Origin of the sequence: Corynebacterium sp. AOP12-C2-36 (genome assembly GCF_052379185.1) — a bacterium.
Classification (GTDB): Bacteria; Actinomycetota; Actinomycetes; order Mycobacteriales; family Mycobacteriaceae; genus Corynebacterium.
Map to the genome: position 1 here is coordinate 42259 of NZ_JBQSYJ010000002.1, position 17043 is coordinate 59301.

Consider the following 17043-nt stretch of genomic DNA (forward strand, 5'->3'; position numbering starts at 1 on the left):
AATGATGACACTACAGCGCAGAACACGCGCTCGACCACCTGTCCCGTTCGGTCGGCTCGCCGCCGTTCTCGCCGTCCCGACCCTGGTCGTGGGACTGTCCGCCTGTGGGACGGAGGACTCGGGGACGGAATCGGCCACTGCCTCCGGTGCGGCAGAGACGCCCCACGGGTATGTCGAAGGAGCTGATGAAGCCACAGAACCGCAGCTGAGACTGTCCGTCGTCGACGCCGACGGCGGTGGAATCACCCTGGTCGACCTGCTGACGGGAGACCCCGTGGAGGCGCAGGGAGAGTCCGAAGGGGTTGAGACCGCCGTGCTCAAGGAATCTGACGGTCGGTTCCTGTTCACTGCGGACGATGCAGGTGTCACCGTCACGGACACCGGCGTGTGGACCGTCGACCACGGCGACCACAGCCACTACTACCGGGCCGAACCGTCCGAGGTTGGCACGGTGGACGGCGACACTCCCGGCCATGTCGTCTCCAACAGTTCGCAGGTCGCGATGTTCTTCGACGGCGACGGCGCGGTGAAGGTCTTCCCGCGGCAGGGACTCGGTGACGGAGAACTGGCCGAGGACGTCTCTTTCGAGGTCGGTGCCCACCATGGTGTCGCAGTTCCTTTCGAGGACCACGTCCTGACCACGGTCCCCGGGGTCGACGACGAGGAACTCCCCGGAGAGATCTCCCTGTACGACGCCAGTGGTGAGGAGGTGTCGGACGAACTCACCGGGGATCTCACCTGCCCTGAGATCCACGGGGTGGTTGGACTCCGTGACCACGTGGCTTTCGCCTGCGGGGACGGTGTCCTCACGGTGGACGACGATCTCAACGCCACCGTCACCCCGTATCCGCAGGACGCGGACGGGCGTGCGTGGTCCCTGGTGGCGGGCCGGGACCTCGTGGCCGCACCGTTCGAGGACGGTGGGCTTGGAGTCCTCGACCCGGAATCGGGCGAGTGGCGGACCGCCGATACCGACGCCCCGGTGGTCTCCGCCGCGGTCGCACCGGACGACTCGACCGTCTTCGCCGTTGACGAGGACGGCACGGGATATGTGGTCGACGCCGGCTCCGGCGAGGTCACCGCGCAGCGACAGCTGGTGGACGGCGGTGGCGACACGGTTCCGTCGGTCGCCCTCACCCGGGAACGCGGATATGTCTCCGATCCGGCAGCTGGCACGGTCTCCGAGCTCGATGTGCGCGACAACCTGCGCGAAGCCCGCAGCGTCGACGTCGGTGGACACCCGGCGGCAATCGCCGTGACAGGAGACAAGTGATGAACCGTCTCCGGATTCTCACCGCAGCACTGGTCTCCGGAGCGCTCGCATCCGTCCTCGTGGCCTGTGGCAGTGACGCCGACCGTCCGAGCATCGTGGTCACCACGAACATCCTCGGTGACGTCGTCTCCCGGCTCGTCGGCGATGCCGCGGATGTCCGGGTACTGATGAAGCCGAACGCCGACCCGCACTCCTTCGGCATCTCCGCCCGTGAGGCCGGGGACATGCAGCAGGCCGATCTCATCGTCGCCAACGGGCTGGGGCTCGAAGAAGGTCTTGGGTCGAATCTCGACAACGCCCGTGACGAGGGGGTCGACGTCCTCGAGGTCGGTGACGAGATCGATCCGCTTCCGTACGCCTCGGGCGGGGACGAGGGTGACCTCGACCCGCACTTCTGGACGGATCCTGGCCGCATGGTCACTGCCGCAGGCATCATCGCGGACCACCTGGCGGGCGCGGTCGACAGTGACGTCGGCGAAGAGATCCGGTCCTCCGCCGAGGCCTACCGTGCGGAGTTGGACGACCTCGACACCGAAGTGTCAGAACTCCTGGGTTCTGTGCCGCAGGACCGCCGGAAACTGGTGACCAACCACCACGTGTTCGGCTATCTCGCCGACCGCTTCGGCTACGACGTGATCGGCACGGTCATACCCGGGGGTACGACCCTGGCAGCACCGTCGGCGGCGGACCTGCGGGACCTGAGCACCACCATCCGTGACAACCGTGTCCCGGCGATCTTCGCCGATTCCTCCCAGCCCCAGCGCCTCGCCGACGTCCTCGCCGACGAGGCCGGAATCACCGTCGACGTCGTCCCCCTGTTCACCGAGTCGCTCACCGAGCCCGACGGCGGGGCAGGGAACTACATCGACATGCAACGCACCAACGCCGAGCGCATCAGTGATGCGCTCAGCTGACACCTGACTTTCATCTGCCCCTCAAGAAGGAGACCCATTCATGTCCTCAACATTCCTGATTCACAACCCACGCCGCATCCGCCGCAGCGCCACCGCTGCGGTGGCGGCGAGCCTCTCCGCCGTCCTGGCCCTGGCCGCCTGTTCCTCCGACGACGGCGGCAGTAGCGAGAGCGCCTCGACCGAGGAGACGTCACACGGCGGGCACGACCACGGCGATGAACCTGCTGCCGAAGTACAGGAGGTCGATGCAGCGGAGCCACGCATCCTCACCACCTATGACGGTGGCTACCTCACGCTGGACGCCAACACCCTGGAGGTGATCTCGGACGAGAAGATCGACGGCTTCAACCGGTTGAACCCGCTCGGTGATGGTCGTCACGTTCTGTTGTCCACCGGTGACGGTTTCCAGCTCATCGACGTTGGCGTCTGGACCGAGCCGCACGGCGACCACACCCACAGCTACGCCGGTGATCCCGTCCTCACCGACACCGTCTTCGGTACCGACACCCCTGGTCACGTGGTCAGTCATGACGGCAACGTCGCCCTGTTCGGCGACGGCGACGGTAAGATCCAGCTGTTCAAGGCCGAGGACTTCCTGGACATCTCCGGTGGTGACGGCGACGATGTTCCGGAGCCGACAGTGCAGGAGACGGACGACCCCCACCACGGTGTCGCCGTCGAGCTCTCGGACGGGACCCTGCTGCACACCGAGGGGACGGAGGAACACCGGGACACCGTTGTCGCGCTCAGCTCCGACGGTGAAGAGATCGCCTCCAGCAACGACTGCGAAGGCGTGCACGGTGAGGCGACCGCAGCAGGCGAGGCGGTCTCCTTCGGCTGCGAGGACGGTGTGCTGGTCTACAAGGACGGCGGGTTCACCAAGATCGACGCAGAGGACAACTACGGGCGGACAGGTAACCAAGCGGGCTCCGAGCAATCTCCCGTAGTGCTCGGTGACTACAAGGTGGACGAGGACGCGGAACTCGAGCGTCCGACCAGGATCAAGCTGACGAACACCGAGGACAACACCGCGCAGCTCGTTGAGCTGGGGACGTCCTACAGCTTCCGCTCGCTGACCCGCGGGCCGGAGGGTGAGGCTCTGGTACTGGGCACGGACGGAAAACTGCACGTCATCGACCCGGAGAGCGGTCAGGAAACCGATGCGTGGGATGTTATCGACGAGTGGGAGGAGCCGGTGGAGTGGCAGGAGGCACGTCCCACCCTGTTCGTGCAGGGGGACCGGGCCTATGTCTCTGAACCGTCCACCAACGAGCTGCATGTGGTCGACCTGTCCACCGGCGAGATCCTGACCTCCGCTGAGCTGCCTCGGACCCCGAACGAGCTGACCGGTGTGACCGGCTAGGACGCCCGGCTCAGCAGCCGGCGTCGCCGTCGCATTGACCTGCCACGGGAGGCTGGAACCAATAATCTCCCCGGTTTCGGGCGGAGTGACGGGGAGGATGGGGGTCAGCGTGGCACCTTGAGCCCTCAGGTCGCTGACGGGGCCGGAAAACGACCTGAGGGCTCAAGGTGGGCAGTGCAGCACCTACCTCCGGCGCAGCAGCACGACACGGTCCGGGTGGCCGCCGATCTCGCCGTCGAAACCGATGACCGCGCGATCCACCGTCTCGTCGCGGACGAGTTCCCAGGCGTCGAGGTCGAAGCCCAGGGCGTCGACGGCACCGGACTCCTCGGGCGCGGCGTCGGGCATCACGTGCGACAGGATGAACAGGTGGCCGCCGGGGGAGACCAGTTCACCGGCGTTGAGCAGCAGGGAGGAGCGCCGATCCTGCGAGGGGGCGTGCAGGTAACTGGCGGTGACCAGGTCGAAGCATTCCCCCTCGGGGATCCCCAGCACGCCGGTGTCGGTGAAGCGCACACCGTCGACACCGGCGGCGACAGCAGCGTCCCGCGAGCGCTGGGCCGCGGTGGACGACACCTCCACGCCCAGGGCGTCCCAGCCCTGCCGCGCGAGCCAGATCGTGTCCGCGCCCTCGCCGCAGCCGATGTCCACGGCCCGGCCACGCGTGTCCCCGAGCTCCTCGGTGAGCACCCGGACCAGGGCAGCGTTCGGGCGTCCGGACCAGCGCGGCGGGGCCTGGGCGTAGGTCTCCTCCCAGAAGTCGTCGTCGGCGACGTCCGGCCAGGCGTCGTGCGAGGTCGGCATCGTGAGCGCGTGCACGGCGTTGTCGGTGTCCTCGGTGACCAGCGTGGTGTTGAGCATGCCGGCGGTCATCGAGGCCTGCCCGGTGGAGGCGGGCACGTTCAGGCGCGGGTCGATCACGTTGCCCGCGGCCCACACGCGCGGGTGGCTGGTGCGTCCGAACTCGTCGGTGGCGAGGAAGGAGCCCATGCCGGGCAGCTCGGTGCGCTGCAGGTCGAGCGGGGCGAGGAAGGTGTCCCGCGGCCGCGCCTCCGGGTGCAGCCCGATCGCGTCGATCGCGTGGACGGCGCCGTCCTGCGTGCGCACGCCGGTGAGCGCACCGTCGGTGGAGAGCACCTCGGCGACCGGTGAGGTGACGATGGTGGCGCCGCGCGCCTCGAGGCGCTGGCGCGTGGCGTCGTCGAGGGCGTCCGCGACGTCCTGCGCAGTGACGAAGACGGTGAGTTCCGCGGTCCAGTTCCGCAGGAGCTGGGCGTACCCGAAGAGCATGGGGGAGGACGCCAGGACACCGATGCGCTGGTCGCGGTGCTCCCACCCGTGGCAGTAGGGGCACTGGAAGACGCTGTCGCCCCAGTGCCCGGCGAGGCCCGGGATCTCCGGGAGGACGTCGTCGATGCCGGTGGCCACGAGGACGGCGCGGGCGTACTCCACGGTGCCGTCGGTGCAGGTCACCTTCAGGCCGCGGACGACCTCGGTGACCGACGCGATGTCGTTGGTGGTCAGTGAGACGCCGTAGGACGCCAGCTCCGTGCGTCCCTTCTCCAGCAGGTCGAGCGGGGGCAGGCCGTCGTGGCCGAGGACGCCGTGCATGTTCGTGGCGAAGCGGTTGCGCGGGGCGCCGGAGTCGATGACGAGGACGTCGCGGCGGGCGCGTCCCAGCAGCTCGGCGGCGCTGAGACCGGCCGCGCCACCGCCGATGATGATGATGTCGTGTGCTCTCATGACCACGATCTTGCTGCGCCGCGGGCGCGGCGGCAACACGGGTTGCCGGAACGGCACACGCGGGAATCAGTGCGACTGGGTCTGTTTCCGGGGCTGTTTCTGGCGCCACACCGACGACGTCGTCACCGCCGCGATCGCGGTGGTCAGCGGTACCGCGGCGACCAGCGCCAAGGAACCGGTGACCGAGCGCATCAGCTCGGTGGCCATGATGTCGGAGGTCAGGATGTGGCCGAGGTCGCGTCCGGACACGCTGAGCAGCACCAGCAGCGGCAGTGCGGCACCGGCGTAGGACAGCACCAGCGTGTACACCGTGGAGGCCAGGTGGTCGCGTCCGACCCGCATCGCCGTGCCGAAGAGGCGCAGGTTCGAAGCGGTCGGGTCCAGCTGCCTCAGCTCGGCGATGGTGGAGGCCTGTGCCACGGTCACGTCGTTGAGCACACCCAGGGTGCCGATGATGAACCCGGCGAGCAGCAGCCCGCTGATCGACAGGCCGGGCAGGTACAGCATGATCTGCATGTTGTTCTCGTCGGCCAGCCCGCGCAGCTGGTTGGTGTCGATCGCCAACCACGCCAGCGCGGTGCCCACCAGCATCGCCGCCAACGTGCCGCCGAGGGAGGACGCCGTCTTCCAGCTCATCCCGTGCACCAGGAACAACGCCAGGTACAGCACCGCCGAACACGCCGTGACCGCCAGCAGCACCGGGTCACCGCCGCGCGCGAGGGCGGGCAGCAGGAAGACCCCGAAGATCCCGAGCGTGACCCCGAGCCCCAGGATCGAGCGGAAGCCGCGCCACGCACCGACCACCACGATCGCCACCACGGTGAGCAGCAGCCAGATCCACACCGGGGTGGTGCGCTCGTAGTCCTGGAAACCGTAGGTGTGCGAGCCGTCCTCGGTGGTTCCGGTGGTCATCAGGATGTCCTGGCCCACGGGCAGGTCGGCGGACCCCTCGGAGTCGGTGACGGCGAGCAGGGTGCGGCGTCCCTCCTCGGGTCCGGACGTGATGTCCACGATGACCTGGTCGCATGTGGTGGCGTCCGCACCGTTGGCGCTGGGGTGCGCCGACGGTGGGGAGGTGTCGAAGGACCGCCCGATCGACGGTGAGTTGCACGCCCCGGTGGTCTCCAGGGCGACGGTGCCGGTCGACACCTCCTGCGCCAGGCCCGAGGTCTGGTGGAAGTTGTCGCCGGTCTCGGGCTCACCCTGCGGCCACTGCACCACCACGGCCACGGCGGTGGCGACGAAACCGGCCACCAGGACGATGAAAAGGATCGAGCGCGGAAGCGTCCACACGACGGCGCGCGGGTCGAGGTTGCGCGGGTGCATACGCTCGCGCAGCGGACGGTCGTCGGACGGTCCGTGGCTGTGCACGTGGCTGTGACCGTGCGCGCCGTGCGGCGCCGCAGAGGCGTCGGACGCTGGGGCGTCCGGTGCGTCCTGCGCGTTCCTGTTCTTCCTCGCGGGGGCGGGGGCGTGGTGGCGTCCCAAGGTGTCGGCTGCTTTCTGTCGCGGGGATGGTGGGGTGTTCCGCACCTGAGGATAGCCGGGAGCGGGGCGGGCCACCGCAGTCCGCGGCATCGGCGGGTGGGAGGCCCGTGCCCGCACCTCGCAGATATGACCCTGCCCACCGGAGAAGCTAATCTGGGAGACATGTCCACAATCAGCCATGTCCCGGCCGCGGCGGCCGACGGTGCCGGTGACGCCGGCACTCCTGCCGCGCCCGCGCGGGAGAGGTCCGTGTCCGCCGCGGACCGGTTCATGCTCCGGCTGCTGCGCGTCAAGGAGATCGACCGGATCGACATGGAGGCCCTGGCCGGCGCGCACCGCGCGTTCCGCTGGGCCATCGTGTTCTCCGCGGTGCGCTGCACGATCACCTACCTGCTGGTGCCGATCCTCGTGCCCGTCATCAGCGCGGCGGGCATGGTCGCCACACCGCTCAGCATCACCCTGTGCGTGCTGGCCATGGTGAACGGGACGGTGAGCATGCGTCGGTTCTGGAAGACCGACCACAAGGGTAAATGGGTCTACACGTGGTTCATGGCGGTCATGTTCGTGATCCTCATCGGCACGGTCGTCTACGAGGCAATTGGGTTGGTGTCGTGATGTCGCAGTCGCAGTCTTTTGACGCGGAGAATCTGGAGGGGGAGTACGTCGAGGGGGTCGACAACGTCGAGAACGTTGACGACATCGACGACGCTGACGACGAGTGGGAGGAGTACGAGCGCCAGGAGATCCCCGGTTCCTCCACCGCCGACGTGGTGACGTTGCTGTTCATGGCGGCGATGATCATCGCCACGGTCTTCTGCTTCGTCTTCCTGATGTGAGTGACGCCGGGCTGAACGGCGTCAGTCGTTGAGCAGCTCCCGGCACTGCTCGGCGGTGTTGGTCTCCAGGCACTCCGACCAGGCGATCTGCCCGTCGACCCACGGGTGGCTCGGGGTCTGCCCCTGGTTGAGCTGCCACATGTAGTTGTCGCACATGATCGCGGTGCCGTCGGCGGCGACGGCCGTGCGCCCGATGTCCGCGCCGATGCACTGGTCACCGAGCTGAGGGCCGGTGATCTCAGGGGTCTGGGGCACCTGTGGCACCTCCGGGACGGGGGCGGGGGCCGGTTGCGGGGCGGGCTCAGGATCCGTCGCGGGCTGGGGTGCCGGTTCGTCCACGACCCCGCCGGTCGTCGGGTTCGGCTGGGCGGCGGAGGTCGTGCTCGTCGCACTCGTGCTGGTCGTGCTGGTCAGGGAGGACGTCACGGTCGGCGGGGCGTCGTCGTCGGTGGAGCATCCGGCGAGCGGGAGGGCGAGCAGGGCGAGGCCGGCGAGTGTGGTGCGTCCGGCACGGAGTCTGTGGCGCATATGTGAATCGTACATGTTCAACCTAAGTCCTCAGCCCGCGTCGCGTGCCGGATCAGGGCCTCCCGTGCCACGGAACGCCCGGATCCTGTACGCGACGCGGGGTCGGTCGGAATGAACCCAACCCCACTCACCCCAGCAGCGACTCACCCCAGTACTCGTCCTCGGTCGTCCCGCCGGGCACGTGGAACACGGCGGAGCCGACGTGGGTGATCCACTCGTTCAGCCGGTCGCCGTCGGCGAGGCGGCGCTGCACCGGTATGAACGCGGTGTCCGGGTCGCGTTGGAAGCAGGTGAAGATCAGCCCGGTGTCGGAGAGGTCGATCAACGCGGCGTCCTGCAGGCCGGCGGGCCCGGCGGTGACGGGCAGGTCGTAGTTGTAGGCGCGGCGCAGCATGCGTTCGGCGTCGCCGTTGCGCGAGGTGGCCATCGCCACGTGGGAGTGGGTGTCGATCAGGGGCAGGCCGTCGTGGCCGAGTTTGTTCACGTCGACGTCGCTGAACTCGCCGCCGCCGCTCAGCGGGGCGCCCTCCACGATGGTGCGTCCCATGGCGACCTCGCGGGTGCCGCGGTCCACGGACTCCCACTCGGGCATGTCGAAGGCCACGCGGCGCACGATCATGCAGGTCCCGCCGTCGTCGTTCCACACCTGGGCGTCGAACTCGGCGTCGGAGCGCGGGTTGACGGTGCCGTCCTTGAAGCCGAAGAGGTTGCGCGGGGTGCCGGGGTCGCCGTCGTGCACGGGGATGTCGAGGAAGCCGGTCTGGCTCCAGGACGGCCGGGCGTGGTCGGCGCCGCCGCGCACGAGGACGCGCAGCGCGTGGGAGACGGTGGTGCGGTCGTCGCCGCAGATCTGCAGGACCACGTCGCGTCCGCCCCAGGTGGCGTCGAGGGCGTCGCCGGTGAAGTGGGGCAGGGGTTTCAGCCAGGACGGCGCCTTGTCGGCGATCCCGGCGGCCTCGTAGAGTCCGCGGCCGAAGCCGCAGGTCACGGTGAGGTTCCCGGGGTCGCTGGCGAGCTCGGGTTCCAGGTCGGCGAGTACGGGGTCGCCGGAGCAGAGGCGTCGGGCGTCACCGGTCCAGATGCGCAGCAGGCGTTGCACGGTGGTGCGGTCGGCACCGTCGCGCAGGGTGAACGCGACGGTGGTGTTGTGCGCCTGCGGCGCGGTCGCCACGCCGGCCTGGTGCGCACCGTCGAAGGGCACGGAGGACGGCCCGGCCGCGCCGGACGCTGCGGCGTCCTGCGTCCCGCCGGCGTCCTGCGTGCAGGACGTGGTGACGGCGGCGGACGCGCCGAGCACGCCGAGGGTGCCGAGGCTTCCGAGGAAGCCGCGGCGGGTGACGCGGTGGGGACTAGTGCCCGGCATGCTCGTCGTGCTCAGCCGCATCGTCGGTGTCGTCGGTGTCGCCGGTGCCGTAGTCCTCGTGGGCGGACTGCTGCACGCGCACGGGGATGTCGGCGATCTCGTAGGTGGTCCCGTCCTCGGCGGTGAGGGTCAGGGTGAGGGCGTCGCCGGCGGCGATCTCGTCGTTGTTCTCCATGATCATGATGTGGTTGCTGCCGGGTTCCATCGTGATGCTGCCGTTGGCGGGCACGGTGACGCCGTCCTCGGTCTCCTGCATGATGCCGTCGACGGTCTCGTGGAACTGGTAGACGCCCTCCAGGTCACCGGTGACGCGGGTGAGGTGGATGTCCTCGTCGGTGGTGTTGGTCAGCTCGCCGAAGACGGCGGTCATGGAGGTCTCGGTGTCCTTCGCGCCGACGTAGCCGTCGGTGAGGGTGAGCGCGTCCGTCGACTGCTCGGCTGACTGGTCCGTGGTCGCCGACGCTGCACTGCTGGAGCTGCCTGCACTGCTGTCGCCGCTGTCGTCGTCGTTGCCGCAGGCGGTGAGGCCGAGGGCGAGGACGCCGGCGAGGGAGGCGGCGGCGAGGCGTCGCGTCATGGTGACGGTCATGGGAACACTCCTGGAAGGTGTGGAGGGAGTCGCTGTTGCGGGTCACACTACTAGTCGGTTCTGTCGTCAGAAGAGTTCCGGACCGTCGCCGGGATCACGTCCGGGGGTGCTGCGGTGTGCCCGGTGACACCCCCACGGCGGGAGGGTCCGGAACCGGACGGACCGTGGATCCGACAACTGCACCGTGACCTCAACTCTTCCCGACTCTCTCCGACCGCCCGGCCGCGCCACGGCGCGCACCGACGACCGCCAGGTGAACGGGCTGCTCAAGCGCCTGCACTTCTTCGCCGGGGTGCTGTGCGCCCCGCTGATCCTCATCGCCTCGGTGACGGGTCTGCTCTACGCGTTCGCCCCCACGGTGGAGCAGGTGATGAACCACTCGATGCTCACGTCCGAGGCGCCGGAGGGTGCGGGAGCGGGGCAACGTCTGCCGGTCAGCGACCTGGTGGACACCGCGCAGGCCGGGCACCCGGACCTGGCGCTGGCCGGGGTGCGCCTCGGCGACGACGACGAGACGACCCGCGTCCTGTTCACCGACCCGGAGCTGCCGGAGTCCACGGTGCAGGCGGTGTTCCTGGACCCGTGGACCGGCGAGGTCACCGGCGACACCACCCAGTACGGCAGTGCCGGGTCGTTGCCGTTGCGCCAGTGGATCGCCGAGGGCCACCGCACGGCGTGGCTGGGCGAGCCGGGCCGGTTGTACTCGGAGACCGCGGCGAGCTGGCTGGGCGTGCTGGCCGTCGGCGGTGTGGTGATGTGGTGGCGGCGCCAGAAGTCGGGCCAGAAGTCGGGCCAGAAGTCGGGCCGAGCGTCCACCGCCAGGCTGCGGGCGATGCTGCGCACGGGCGGTCGCGGCCGTACGCGCACGATGCGCCTGCACGGGGCGACGGGCACGCTCGTGGCCGTGGGCATGGTGTTCCTCACGGTGACGGGGCTGACCTGGTCGTCGGTGGCGGGCAGCACGATCGGGGATGTGCGGGAGAAGTTGAGCTGGGGCACGCCGTCGGTCTCGGCGTCGCTGCCGGGGATTCAGGACGCACCGGACGCCGCCGGCGCCGGCGCCGCCGCCGCGTCCGGTGGCCATGCCGGCCACGCCGGGCACGGCGGGGCGGCCGGGGCGTCCTCCCCGGTGCGGGTCAGCGGCCTGAACCAGGGCTCGGTCGACCGCGTCGCGGAGACGGCGGTGGAGGAGCTGCGCACGCCGGTGACGATCACCCCGCCGAGCGCGGAGGGGCAGGCGTGGACGGCGACGGAGGATCGGGTGGCCTACCGGCTGACCAACGACGCCGTGGCGATCGACTGGGCCACCGGTGAGGTCACCGAGCGTCTGGACTTCGCCGACTGGCCGGTGGCGGCCATGGCGACGGGCTGGCTGATCCAGCTGCACATGGGCACGCTGTTCGGCCTGCCGAACCAGCTGGTGCTCGGCGCGTTGGCGGCGGCGATCATCGCGATGGTGTGCTGGGGCTACGCGATGTGGTGGCGGCGCAGGCCCGCCGGACGCCTCGCCGGGCCGCCGCGTCGGGCAGACTGGGAGCGCCCCACCGCCGGGACCGTGGTGCTCGTCGTCGCGCTGGTGGCCTACGGGTTCGTCGCCCCGTTGTTCGGGGTGACGTGCCTGGCGTTCGTGGCGGGCAGCGTGATCTGGGACAGGGTGGGTGCGGCGCGCGAGGCGCGCGAGGCGCGTGTCCTCAGCACTCCACCACGTTGACGGCCAGGCCGCCGCGGCTGGTCTCCTTGTACTTGTCGTTCATGTCCGCACCGGTCTCGCGCATGGTCTGGATGACCGCGTCGAGGGAGACGATGTGGGAGCCGTCGCCGGCCAGCGCCAGGCGGGCGGCGGTGACGGCGGTGGACGCGGCGACGGCGTTGCGTTCGATGCAGGGGATCTGCACCAGCCCGCCGATGGGGTCGCAGGTCAGGCCGAGGTGGTGTTCCACGGCGATCTCGGCGGCGTTCTCCACCTGGGCGGCGGTGCCGCCGCGTACGGCGCAGAAACCGGCGGCGGCCATCGCGCAGGCGGAGCCGACCTCGGCCTGGCAGCCGCCTTCGGCCCCGGAGATCGAGGCGTTGGCCTTGATCAGCGAGCCCACGGCGGCGGCGGTGAGCAGGAAGGTGCGCACGTCGCGCAGGGTGGCGTCCGGAGTAGTTCGCCACATGTAGTGCAGGACGGCGGGGATGATGCCCGCCGCACCGTTGGTGGGGGCGGTGACCACGCGTCCGCCGCCGGCGTTCTCCTCGTTGACGGCCAGGGCGTAGACGTGCAGCCAGGCGTCGACGGCGGATGCCGGGTCGTCCTCCAGTCGGCGGCGCATGGCCGCGGCGCGTCGGGGGACGTGCAGGCGTCCGGGCAGGACGCCGTCGGTGTGCAGGCCGGCGTCCACGCAGGTGCGCATCGCCGCCCAGATGGCGTCGAGTCCGGCGGTGACCTCGTCGGGGTCGCGGCGGGCGCACTCGGCGGCCCAGGCGACGTCGGCGACGCTGCGCCCGTCGGTGCACAGGGCGAGGAGTTCGGCGGCGGTGCGGAAGCCCGGGCCGGTGGGGGTGCCGTTGTCGCCCGTCTCCCCGGAACCCTGCTCGCCGACGCGCTCGATGAACCCGCCGCCGACGGAGAGGTAGGTCTCCTCCAGTGCTGGTTCGGCAGGTGCCTCCCCGTCCGTCCACGCCTGCAGCACCATGGTGTTGGGGTGGCGCAGGCCCGAGGACGGCGGGTTGAGGACCACGTCGTCACGGGTGAAGGGCACGTCCACGGTGCCGTCGACCAGCAGGTGGGAGTCGTCGTTCAGCCTGCCCCAGGCGCCGCGGACGGCGTCGGGGTCGCACGTCTCCGGCTGCGCGCCGGCGAGCCCGGCGACCGCGGCGTCCGGCGTCCCGTGGCCGTGTCCGGTCGCCGACAGCGAGCCGTAGAGCTGCACGCGTACCCGCGTGAGGCCCGGCAGGGCGGCGGCGCGACGTGCGAAGTCCGCACCGGCGCGCATCGGCCCCACGGTGTGGGACGACGACGGGCCGATGCCGATGGAGAACAGGTCGAGTGCGGAGACGTACACCGACTCGATCGATGTACCCGCGGTGACCGACGTAGCTGACATCGTCAGGACTCTACCGTGGTGGCCCCCACGGGCCGCGCCGCCTGGCGTGCCAGCAGGTCAGCCCTGGTTTCGGGGGTGGTGGCCACGGTGGCGGCGGCCAGGGCGAGGCCCTTGGCCGCCACGATCGCGGCCTCGTCGCCGGCCGGGGTGGCCGCGGCGGCGGCGAAACCGACGGTGTGCGGCGGGGCCTCGTGGCCGAGCAGGGAGATCATCGGGTGGATCGAGGGGACGACCTGGGAGACGTTGCCCATGTCGGTGGACCCGCCGACGTTGCCGGGGTGCGCGGCGACGGTGCGTCCCAGGTCGACCAGGGCGGTGTTCCAGGCGTCGGCGAGCAGCGGCTCCTGCACCAGGCTGGCGTAGCGCGGCTCGGTCGGCTCGCACTCCCACGAGCAGCCGGAGGCCAGGGCGCCGGCCTCGAAGCAGTTCATCACCCGGCGCTTGGCGTCCTCCAGGACGTCCATGTCGAAGGCGCGGACCTCGGCGTCGACCTCGGTGTGGTCCGGGATGATGTTGGTGACGTGGCCGCCCTCGGTGAGCACGCCGGCCACGCGCACGGAGTCGGCGAGCTGCTGGCGCAGCAGTCCGATGCTGGTCAGGGCGATCGTCGCGGCGTCGAGGGCGTTGACGCCCTTCTGAGGGGCGGCCGCGGCGTGGGCGGGTGTGCCGGTGTAGGTGACCTTGAAGCGGTCGACGGCCTGGCTGGTGAAGTCGCTGCAGCGGGCGTCGGCACCGTCGCCGGCGTCCTGCCCGCCGTGGACCATCAGCGAGATCGTGGCGTCCTCCCAGGCGCCCTCGCGCAGCATGAGCACCTTTCCGCCGCCGTGCTCCTCGGCGGGCGTGCCGAGGAGTTTGACCCGGATGCCGGCCTCGTCGGCGATCTCCGCCAGGCCCAGGGCCGCGCCGAGTCCGGCGGTGGCGATGATGTTGTGGCCGCAGGCGTGGCCGATGGACGGCAGGGCGTCGTACTCGGCGCAGACGGCGACGACGAACTCGCCGGAACCGTAGGTGGCCTCGATGGCGGTGTCGAGACCGTAGACGCCGACGGAAACGTCGAAGCCGGCGTCGCGCAGTTCGGCGGCGACGAGGGCGGCGGAGTCGTGCTCGGCGAAGGCGAGCTCCGGGTTGGCGTGCAGCGTGTGGCTGATCTCCAGCAGACGGTCGCGGTGGGCGTCGATGCGTGCGGTGACGTTCTCGTTCATGGGTGCTCCTGGGCGGTACGGCGGTGGGGCGGTGTTACGGGGCTAAGGTAGTGAACACGATCAATTCTGGCGGTACGGGGCAGGGAAGTGACGAAAATGGACGACAACACGCAGGAAATGGGTCTCAGCACCCTCGACGAGCGCATTGTTCACGCGCTCCAGGTCGCCCCGCGCGCACCGTGGGCGGCGTTGGCGCCGGTGGTGGGCGCGGACCCGGTGACCCTGGCTCGGCGGTGGGCACAGCTGCGCGCCGACGGGGTGGTGTACGTGACCGGCTACGGCGGCGACGCGGACGCGGTCATCGCCCTGATCGAGATCGAGTGCCGTCCGGAACGCACCGTCGACGTCGCCGACGCGCTGGTCGCCGAGCGCAGTGCGTTCACCATCGACTTCACCGCCGGCGCGCGCGACATCATGGTCACCCTGCAGACCCAGGGCACCACGGGCCTGGCGGACTGGACGCTGGACCGGGTGCGCCGCCTCGACGGGGTGCGGCGGGTGCGCACCCACCTGGTGTCGCAGATCGTCACCGATGCGCGCGAGTGGCGGCTGCGGGCACTGTCGAAGGACGAGGTCGCCGAGATCCACCGGCGGGTGCGTCCGGCGAGCTCGCCGACGATGCCGCGGCTGAGTTCCGCCGAACGCGCCGGCGTGCTGGACGCCCTGGCGGTGGACGGCCGGGCGTCCACCGCCGACATCGCCGCGGCGGCGGGCATCACCGCGCGCAAGGCCCGCGAGGCCGTCGCCGCGCTGACCTCGACCGACCGCTACATCATCCGGGTCGACGTGGCCAGGGCCCGGACGCCGTGGCCGGTGTCGGTGTGGTACTTCCTGCAGGTCTCCGCGGACAAGCTGGCGAAGGTCGGCCCGCTGCTCAGCCGGATCGACGAGGTACGTCTGGTGGTCACCGCGACAGGTGAGTACAACGTGATCATGGCGGCGTGGCTGCGGTCCCTGCTGGACGTCAACCGGCTGGAGGCGGTGCTGGAGGAGCGGCTGCCCGGGGTGCGCATCGTGGACCGGTCGGTGGTGCTGCGTTCGCTGAAGCATCTCGGCCACGTGCTCGACGCCGACGGTGACGCGACAGGGCGTACCGTCCCCGTCCCGTGAGGAGTTTTCCGCCTGATCCTGCATATGGCCCCAGATTGGTGGTCATATCCTGCATGACGGACGCATGCGGGGGCATGGTCGAGTACTTTCGCGCCATCCCCGCGCGTCGGGGACGGGCGGCCGCAAGGATGACGACCACGGCCCTCACACCGCAGGAACTCACCACGAGAAGAGACCGAAGCCATGAGCGAGACACCACCGACACCACCGGTAGGCACGACGACGCAGGACACCACGCAGGACGCCGCGGCGCCGCCGCGCATCATCGCCCCGGGGCTGCGAGACCGCGGCCTGTGGCTGGTCGGCGGGCTGATCGTGGTCATCGCCGCGCTGACACTGCTGCCGATGATCTGGGCGCTGGCGATGGGGGTGGTGGTGTCGGTGCAACGTGTGCGCCCGCTGCCGGTCGACCTGCAGCACGTGGCGAACGTGATCATGGGTGTGGCGGTACTCGTCCTCGTCGCCCGGTTGTCCTTCACCCTGGGCCCGAACATCCCCTTCCTGCTGGACGCCGGCCCGGCGCTGCTGCTGCAGGAGGTGGGCAACATCATCGGCCCGATCTGCCTGGCCCTGCCGCTGGCGGTGATGCTGCGCATGGGTTCGGCGACGGTCGGGGCCACGTTCTCCATCGACCGTGAGGGCGCCTTCGCCATGGTCACGGAACGTTTCGGAACGAACTCGCAGCAGTACCGCGGCGTGCTGTCGATGTACATCTTCGGCTCGGTGTTCGGTGCGGTGATCATCAGCATGATCGCCTCGTTGGCGTCCTCGCTGGGCATCTTCGACTGGCGGGCGCTGGCGATGGGCGCGGGCGTGGGGTCGGGCTCGATGATGGCCGCCGGGTCGGCCTCGGTGACCGCGGCGCACCCGGAGTTCGCCGACCAGATCCTGGCGTTGAGCACCACGGCGAACCTCATCGCCTCGATCGCCGGGGTGTACCTGGGGATGTGGGTGGCCCTGCCGCTGGCGGACCGTTTCTACCGCTTCCTCACGCGGCGCCAGGGTGACGGGGAGACCGGCGCGACATCGGCGCCGTCGTCGAAGGCCCTGAAGTCCTCCGAGGTGCTGTCCACCGCGGTGACCGACGCCCCGCTGGTCAAGCTGCCGTTGTGGGTGTCGCTGCTGATCATCAGCGTCGCCGGTGTGGTGGTGTCGGTGGTGTCCTCGGGGAGTTTCTCCTGGGACATGGTCCTGACCTTCGTGGCGATCAGCCTGTTGACCGCCGCGGGTATCGGGGTGGCGAAGCTGACGCGCGGCAAGCTGTCGGCGATCATCGTGGTGATCACGGTGGGCACGTTGCTGACCGTGCCGGCCTCCCCGGTGGCACCGTGGTTGCTGGAGGTGTCCTCCAGCGTGGACTTCCTGTCGGTGATCACCATGATGCTGGCGGTCGCGGGCCTGAGCATCGGCAAGGACATCCCGCTGCTGCGCCAGATCGGCTGGAAGATCATCCCGGTGGGCATCGTCGTGATCGTCTCGACCTACCTGGCCTCGACGATGATCGCCGAGGGCGTCCTGCGCTTCATCGGGTAGGGAAGGACCCCC

Annotated in this window: 15 protein-coding genes; 8 read left to right on the forward strand and 7 right to left on the reverse strand. The window is 70.1% G+C overall.

From position 1 onward, the window contains the following. The first annotated feature begins 4 nt into the window (after positions 1 to 4). The 3 genes from ACT3UN_RS01570 (at position 5) to aztD (ending at position 3550) form a co-directional block, all read left to right on the forward strand. Complete coding sequence (locus ACT3UN_RS01570; protein ID WP_444655910.1) at positions 5 to 1273, forward strand: hypothetical protein; 1269 nt, start codon at positions 5 to 7, stop codon at positions 1271 to 1273. After that, on the forward strand, positions 1273 to 2187 hold the full coding sequence (aztC, locus tag ACT3UN_RS01575; protein WP_441588434.1) for a zinc ABC transporter substrate-binding protein AztC: 915 nt from the start codon (positions 1273 to 1275) through the stop codon (positions 2185 to 2187). The genes ACT3UN_RS01570 and aztC overlap by 1 nt, the downstream gene beginning before the upstream one ends. Before the next feature lie 76 nt (positions 2188 to 2263). Continuing rightward, entirely contained in the window at positions 2264 to 3550 is a 1287-nt protein-coding gene (gene aztD, locus ACT3UN_RS01580) for a zinc metallochaperone AztD (protein ID WP_444656243.1), read from the forward strand. Positions 3551 to 3733: 183 nt separating this feature from the next. Here aztD and ACT3UN_RS01585 read toward each other — a convergent pair whose 3' ends face one another. Then, entirely contained in the window at positions 3734 to 5293 is a 1560-nt protein-coding gene (locus ACT3UN_RS01585; RefSeq protein ID WP_444655912.1) for an FAD-dependent oxidoreductase, read from the reverse strand. 66 nt (positions 5294 to 5359) lie between these two features. Beyond that, complete coding sequence (locus ACT3UN_RS01590) at positions 5360 to 6781, reverse strand: YibE/F family protein (protein ID WP_444655914.1); 1422 nt, start codon at positions 6779 to 6781, stop codon at positions 5360 to 5362. A 162-nt stretch (positions 6782 to 6943) separates the two neighbouring features. Between ACT3UN_RS01590 and ACT3UN_RS01595 the strand changes: the two genes are divergently transcribed. Then, positions 6944 to 7396, forward strand: a complete 453-nt coding sequence (locus tag ACT3UN_RS01595) for a hypothetical protein (protein ID WP_444655916.1) — start codon at positions 6944 to 6946, stop codon at positions 7394 to 7396. Next, a complete protein-coding gene (locus ACT3UN_RS01600) occupies positions 7396 to 7617 on the forward strand; it encodes a hypothetical protein (protein ID WP_441588478.1) in 222 nt (73 codons plus the stop codon). Before ACT3UN_RS01595 ends, ACT3UN_RS01600 begins: the two co-directional genes overlap by 1 nt. Before the next feature lie 21 nt (positions 7618 to 7638). Here the strand turns inward: ACT3UN_RS01600 and ACT3UN_RS01605 are convergent, their stop codons facing one another. The 3 genes from ACT3UN_RS01605 to ACT3UN_RS01615 form a co-directional block, all read right to left on the reverse strand. Continuing rightward, positions 7639 to 8145, reverse strand: a complete 507-nt coding sequence (locus ACT3UN_RS01605) for a hypothetical protein (protein ID WP_444655918.1) — start codon at positions 8143 to 8145, stop codon at positions 7639 to 7641. 127 nt (positions 8146 to 8272) lie between these two features. Next, entirely contained in the window at positions 8273 to 9508 is a 1236-nt protein-coding gene (locus tag ACT3UN_RS01610) for a Dyp-type peroxidase (RefSeq protein WP_444655920.1), read from the reverse strand. After that, complete coding sequence (locus ACT3UN_RS01615; RefSeq protein WP_444655922.1) at positions 9495 to 10097, reverse strand: copper chaperone PCu(A)C; 603 nt, start codon at positions 10095 to 10097, stop codon at positions 9495 to 9497. Before ACT3UN_RS01615 ends, ACT3UN_RS01610 begins: the two co-directional genes overlap by 14 nt. A 184-nt stretch (positions 10098 to 10281) precedes the next feature. Between ACT3UN_RS01615 and ACT3UN_RS01620 the strand changes: the two genes are divergently transcribed. After that, the gene (locus ACT3UN_RS01620) at positions 10282 to 11808 is read left to right on the forward strand and encodes a PepSY-associated TM helix domain-containing protein (RefSeq protein ID WP_444655924.1); all 1527 of its coding nucleotides are present in this window, start codon (positions 10282 to 10284) and stop codon (positions 11806 to 11808) included. Here ACT3UN_RS01620 and ACT3UN_RS01625 read toward each other — a convergent pair. Together ACT3UN_RS01625 and ACT3UN_RS01630 are read right to left on the reverse strand one after the other, a co-directional pair. Next, entirely contained in the window at positions 11789 to 13186 is a 1398-nt protein-coding gene (locus tag ACT3UN_RS01625) for an L-serine ammonia-lyase (protein WP_444655926.1), read from the reverse strand. The two genes, ACT3UN_RS01620 and ACT3UN_RS01625, sit on opposite strands and share 20 nt — an antisense overlap. Before the next feature lie 2 nt (positions 13187 to 13188). Next, positions 13189 to 14388 (reverse strand): amidohydrolase, encoded by a 1200-nt coding sequence (locus tag ACT3UN_RS01630; RefSeq protein WP_441579026.1) that lies wholly within the window; start codon positions 14386 to 14388, stop codon positions 13189 to 13191. 96 nt (positions 14389 to 14484) lie between these two features. Here ACT3UN_RS01630 and ACT3UN_RS01635 point away from each other — a divergent pair, with 96 nt between their 5' ends. Both ACT3UN_RS01635 and ACT3UN_RS01640 read left to right on the forward strand, forming a co-directional pair. Continuing rightward, positions 14485 to 15498 (forward strand): AsnC family transcriptional regulator, encoded by a 1014-nt coding sequence (locus ACT3UN_RS01635; RefSeq protein WP_444655928.1) that lies wholly within the window; start codon positions 14485 to 14487, stop codon positions 15496 to 15498. Between the two features lie 183 nt (positions 15499 to 15681). Next, positions 15682 to 17031 (forward strand): DUF3100 domain-containing protein, encoded by a 1350-nt coding sequence (locus ACT3UN_RS01640; protein ID WP_444655930.1) that lies wholly within the window; start codon positions 15682 to 15684, stop codon positions 17029 to 17031. Positions 17032 to 17043 lie beyond the last annotated feature (12 nt).

Bases quoted from the DNA above. Each gene is read 5' to 3' on its own strand.
- ACT3UN_RS01570 (WP_444655910.1), top strand. From the start codon at position 5: ATGACACTACAGCGCAGAACACGCGCTCGACCACCTGTCCCGTTCGGT.
- aztC (WP_441588434.1), top strand. From the start codon at position 1,273: ATGAACCGTCTCCGGATTCTCACCGCAGCACTGGTCTCCGGAGCGCTC.
- ACT3UN_RS01585 (WP_444655912.1), bottom strand. From the start codon at position 5,293: ATGAGAGCACACGACATCATCATCATCGGCGGTGGCGCGGCCGGTCTC.
- ACT3UN_RS01595 (WP_444655916.1), top strand. From the start codon at position 6,944: ATGTCCACAATCAGCCATGTCCCGGCCGCGGCGGCCGACGGTGCCGGT.
- ACT3UN_RS01600 (WP_441588478.1), top strand. From the start codon at position 7,396: ATGTCGCAGTCGCAGTCTTTTGACGCGGAGAATCTGGAGGGGGAGTAC.
- ACT3UN_RS01605 (WP_444655918.1), bottom strand. From the start codon at position 8,145: ATGCGCCACAGACTCCGTGCCGGACGCACCACACTCGCCGGCCTCGCC.
- ACT3UN_RS01610 (WP_444655920.1), bottom strand. From the start codon at position 9,508: ATGCCGGGCACTAGTCCCCACCGCGTCACCCGCCGCGGCTTCCTCGGA.
- ACT3UN_RS01615 (WP_444655922.1), bottom strand. From the start codon at position 10,097: ATGACCGTCACCATGACGCGACGCCTCGCCGCCGCCTCCCTCGCCGGC.
- ACT3UN_RS01625 (WP_444655926.1), bottom strand. From the start codon at position 13,186: ATGTCAGCTACGTCGGTCACCGCGGGTACATCGATCGAGTCGGTGTAC.
- ACT3UN_RS01630 (WP_441579026.1), bottom strand. From the start codon at position 14,388: ATGAACGAGAACGTCACCGCACGCATCGACGCCCACCGCGACCGTCTG.
- ACT3UN_RS01635 (WP_444655928.1), top strand. From the start codon at position 14,485: ATGGACGACAACACGCAGGAAATGGGTCTCAGCACCCTCGACGAGCGC.
- ACT3UN_RS01640 (WP_444655930.1), top strand. From the start codon at position 15,682: ATGAGCGAGACACCACCGACACCACCGGTAGGCACGACGACGCAGGAC.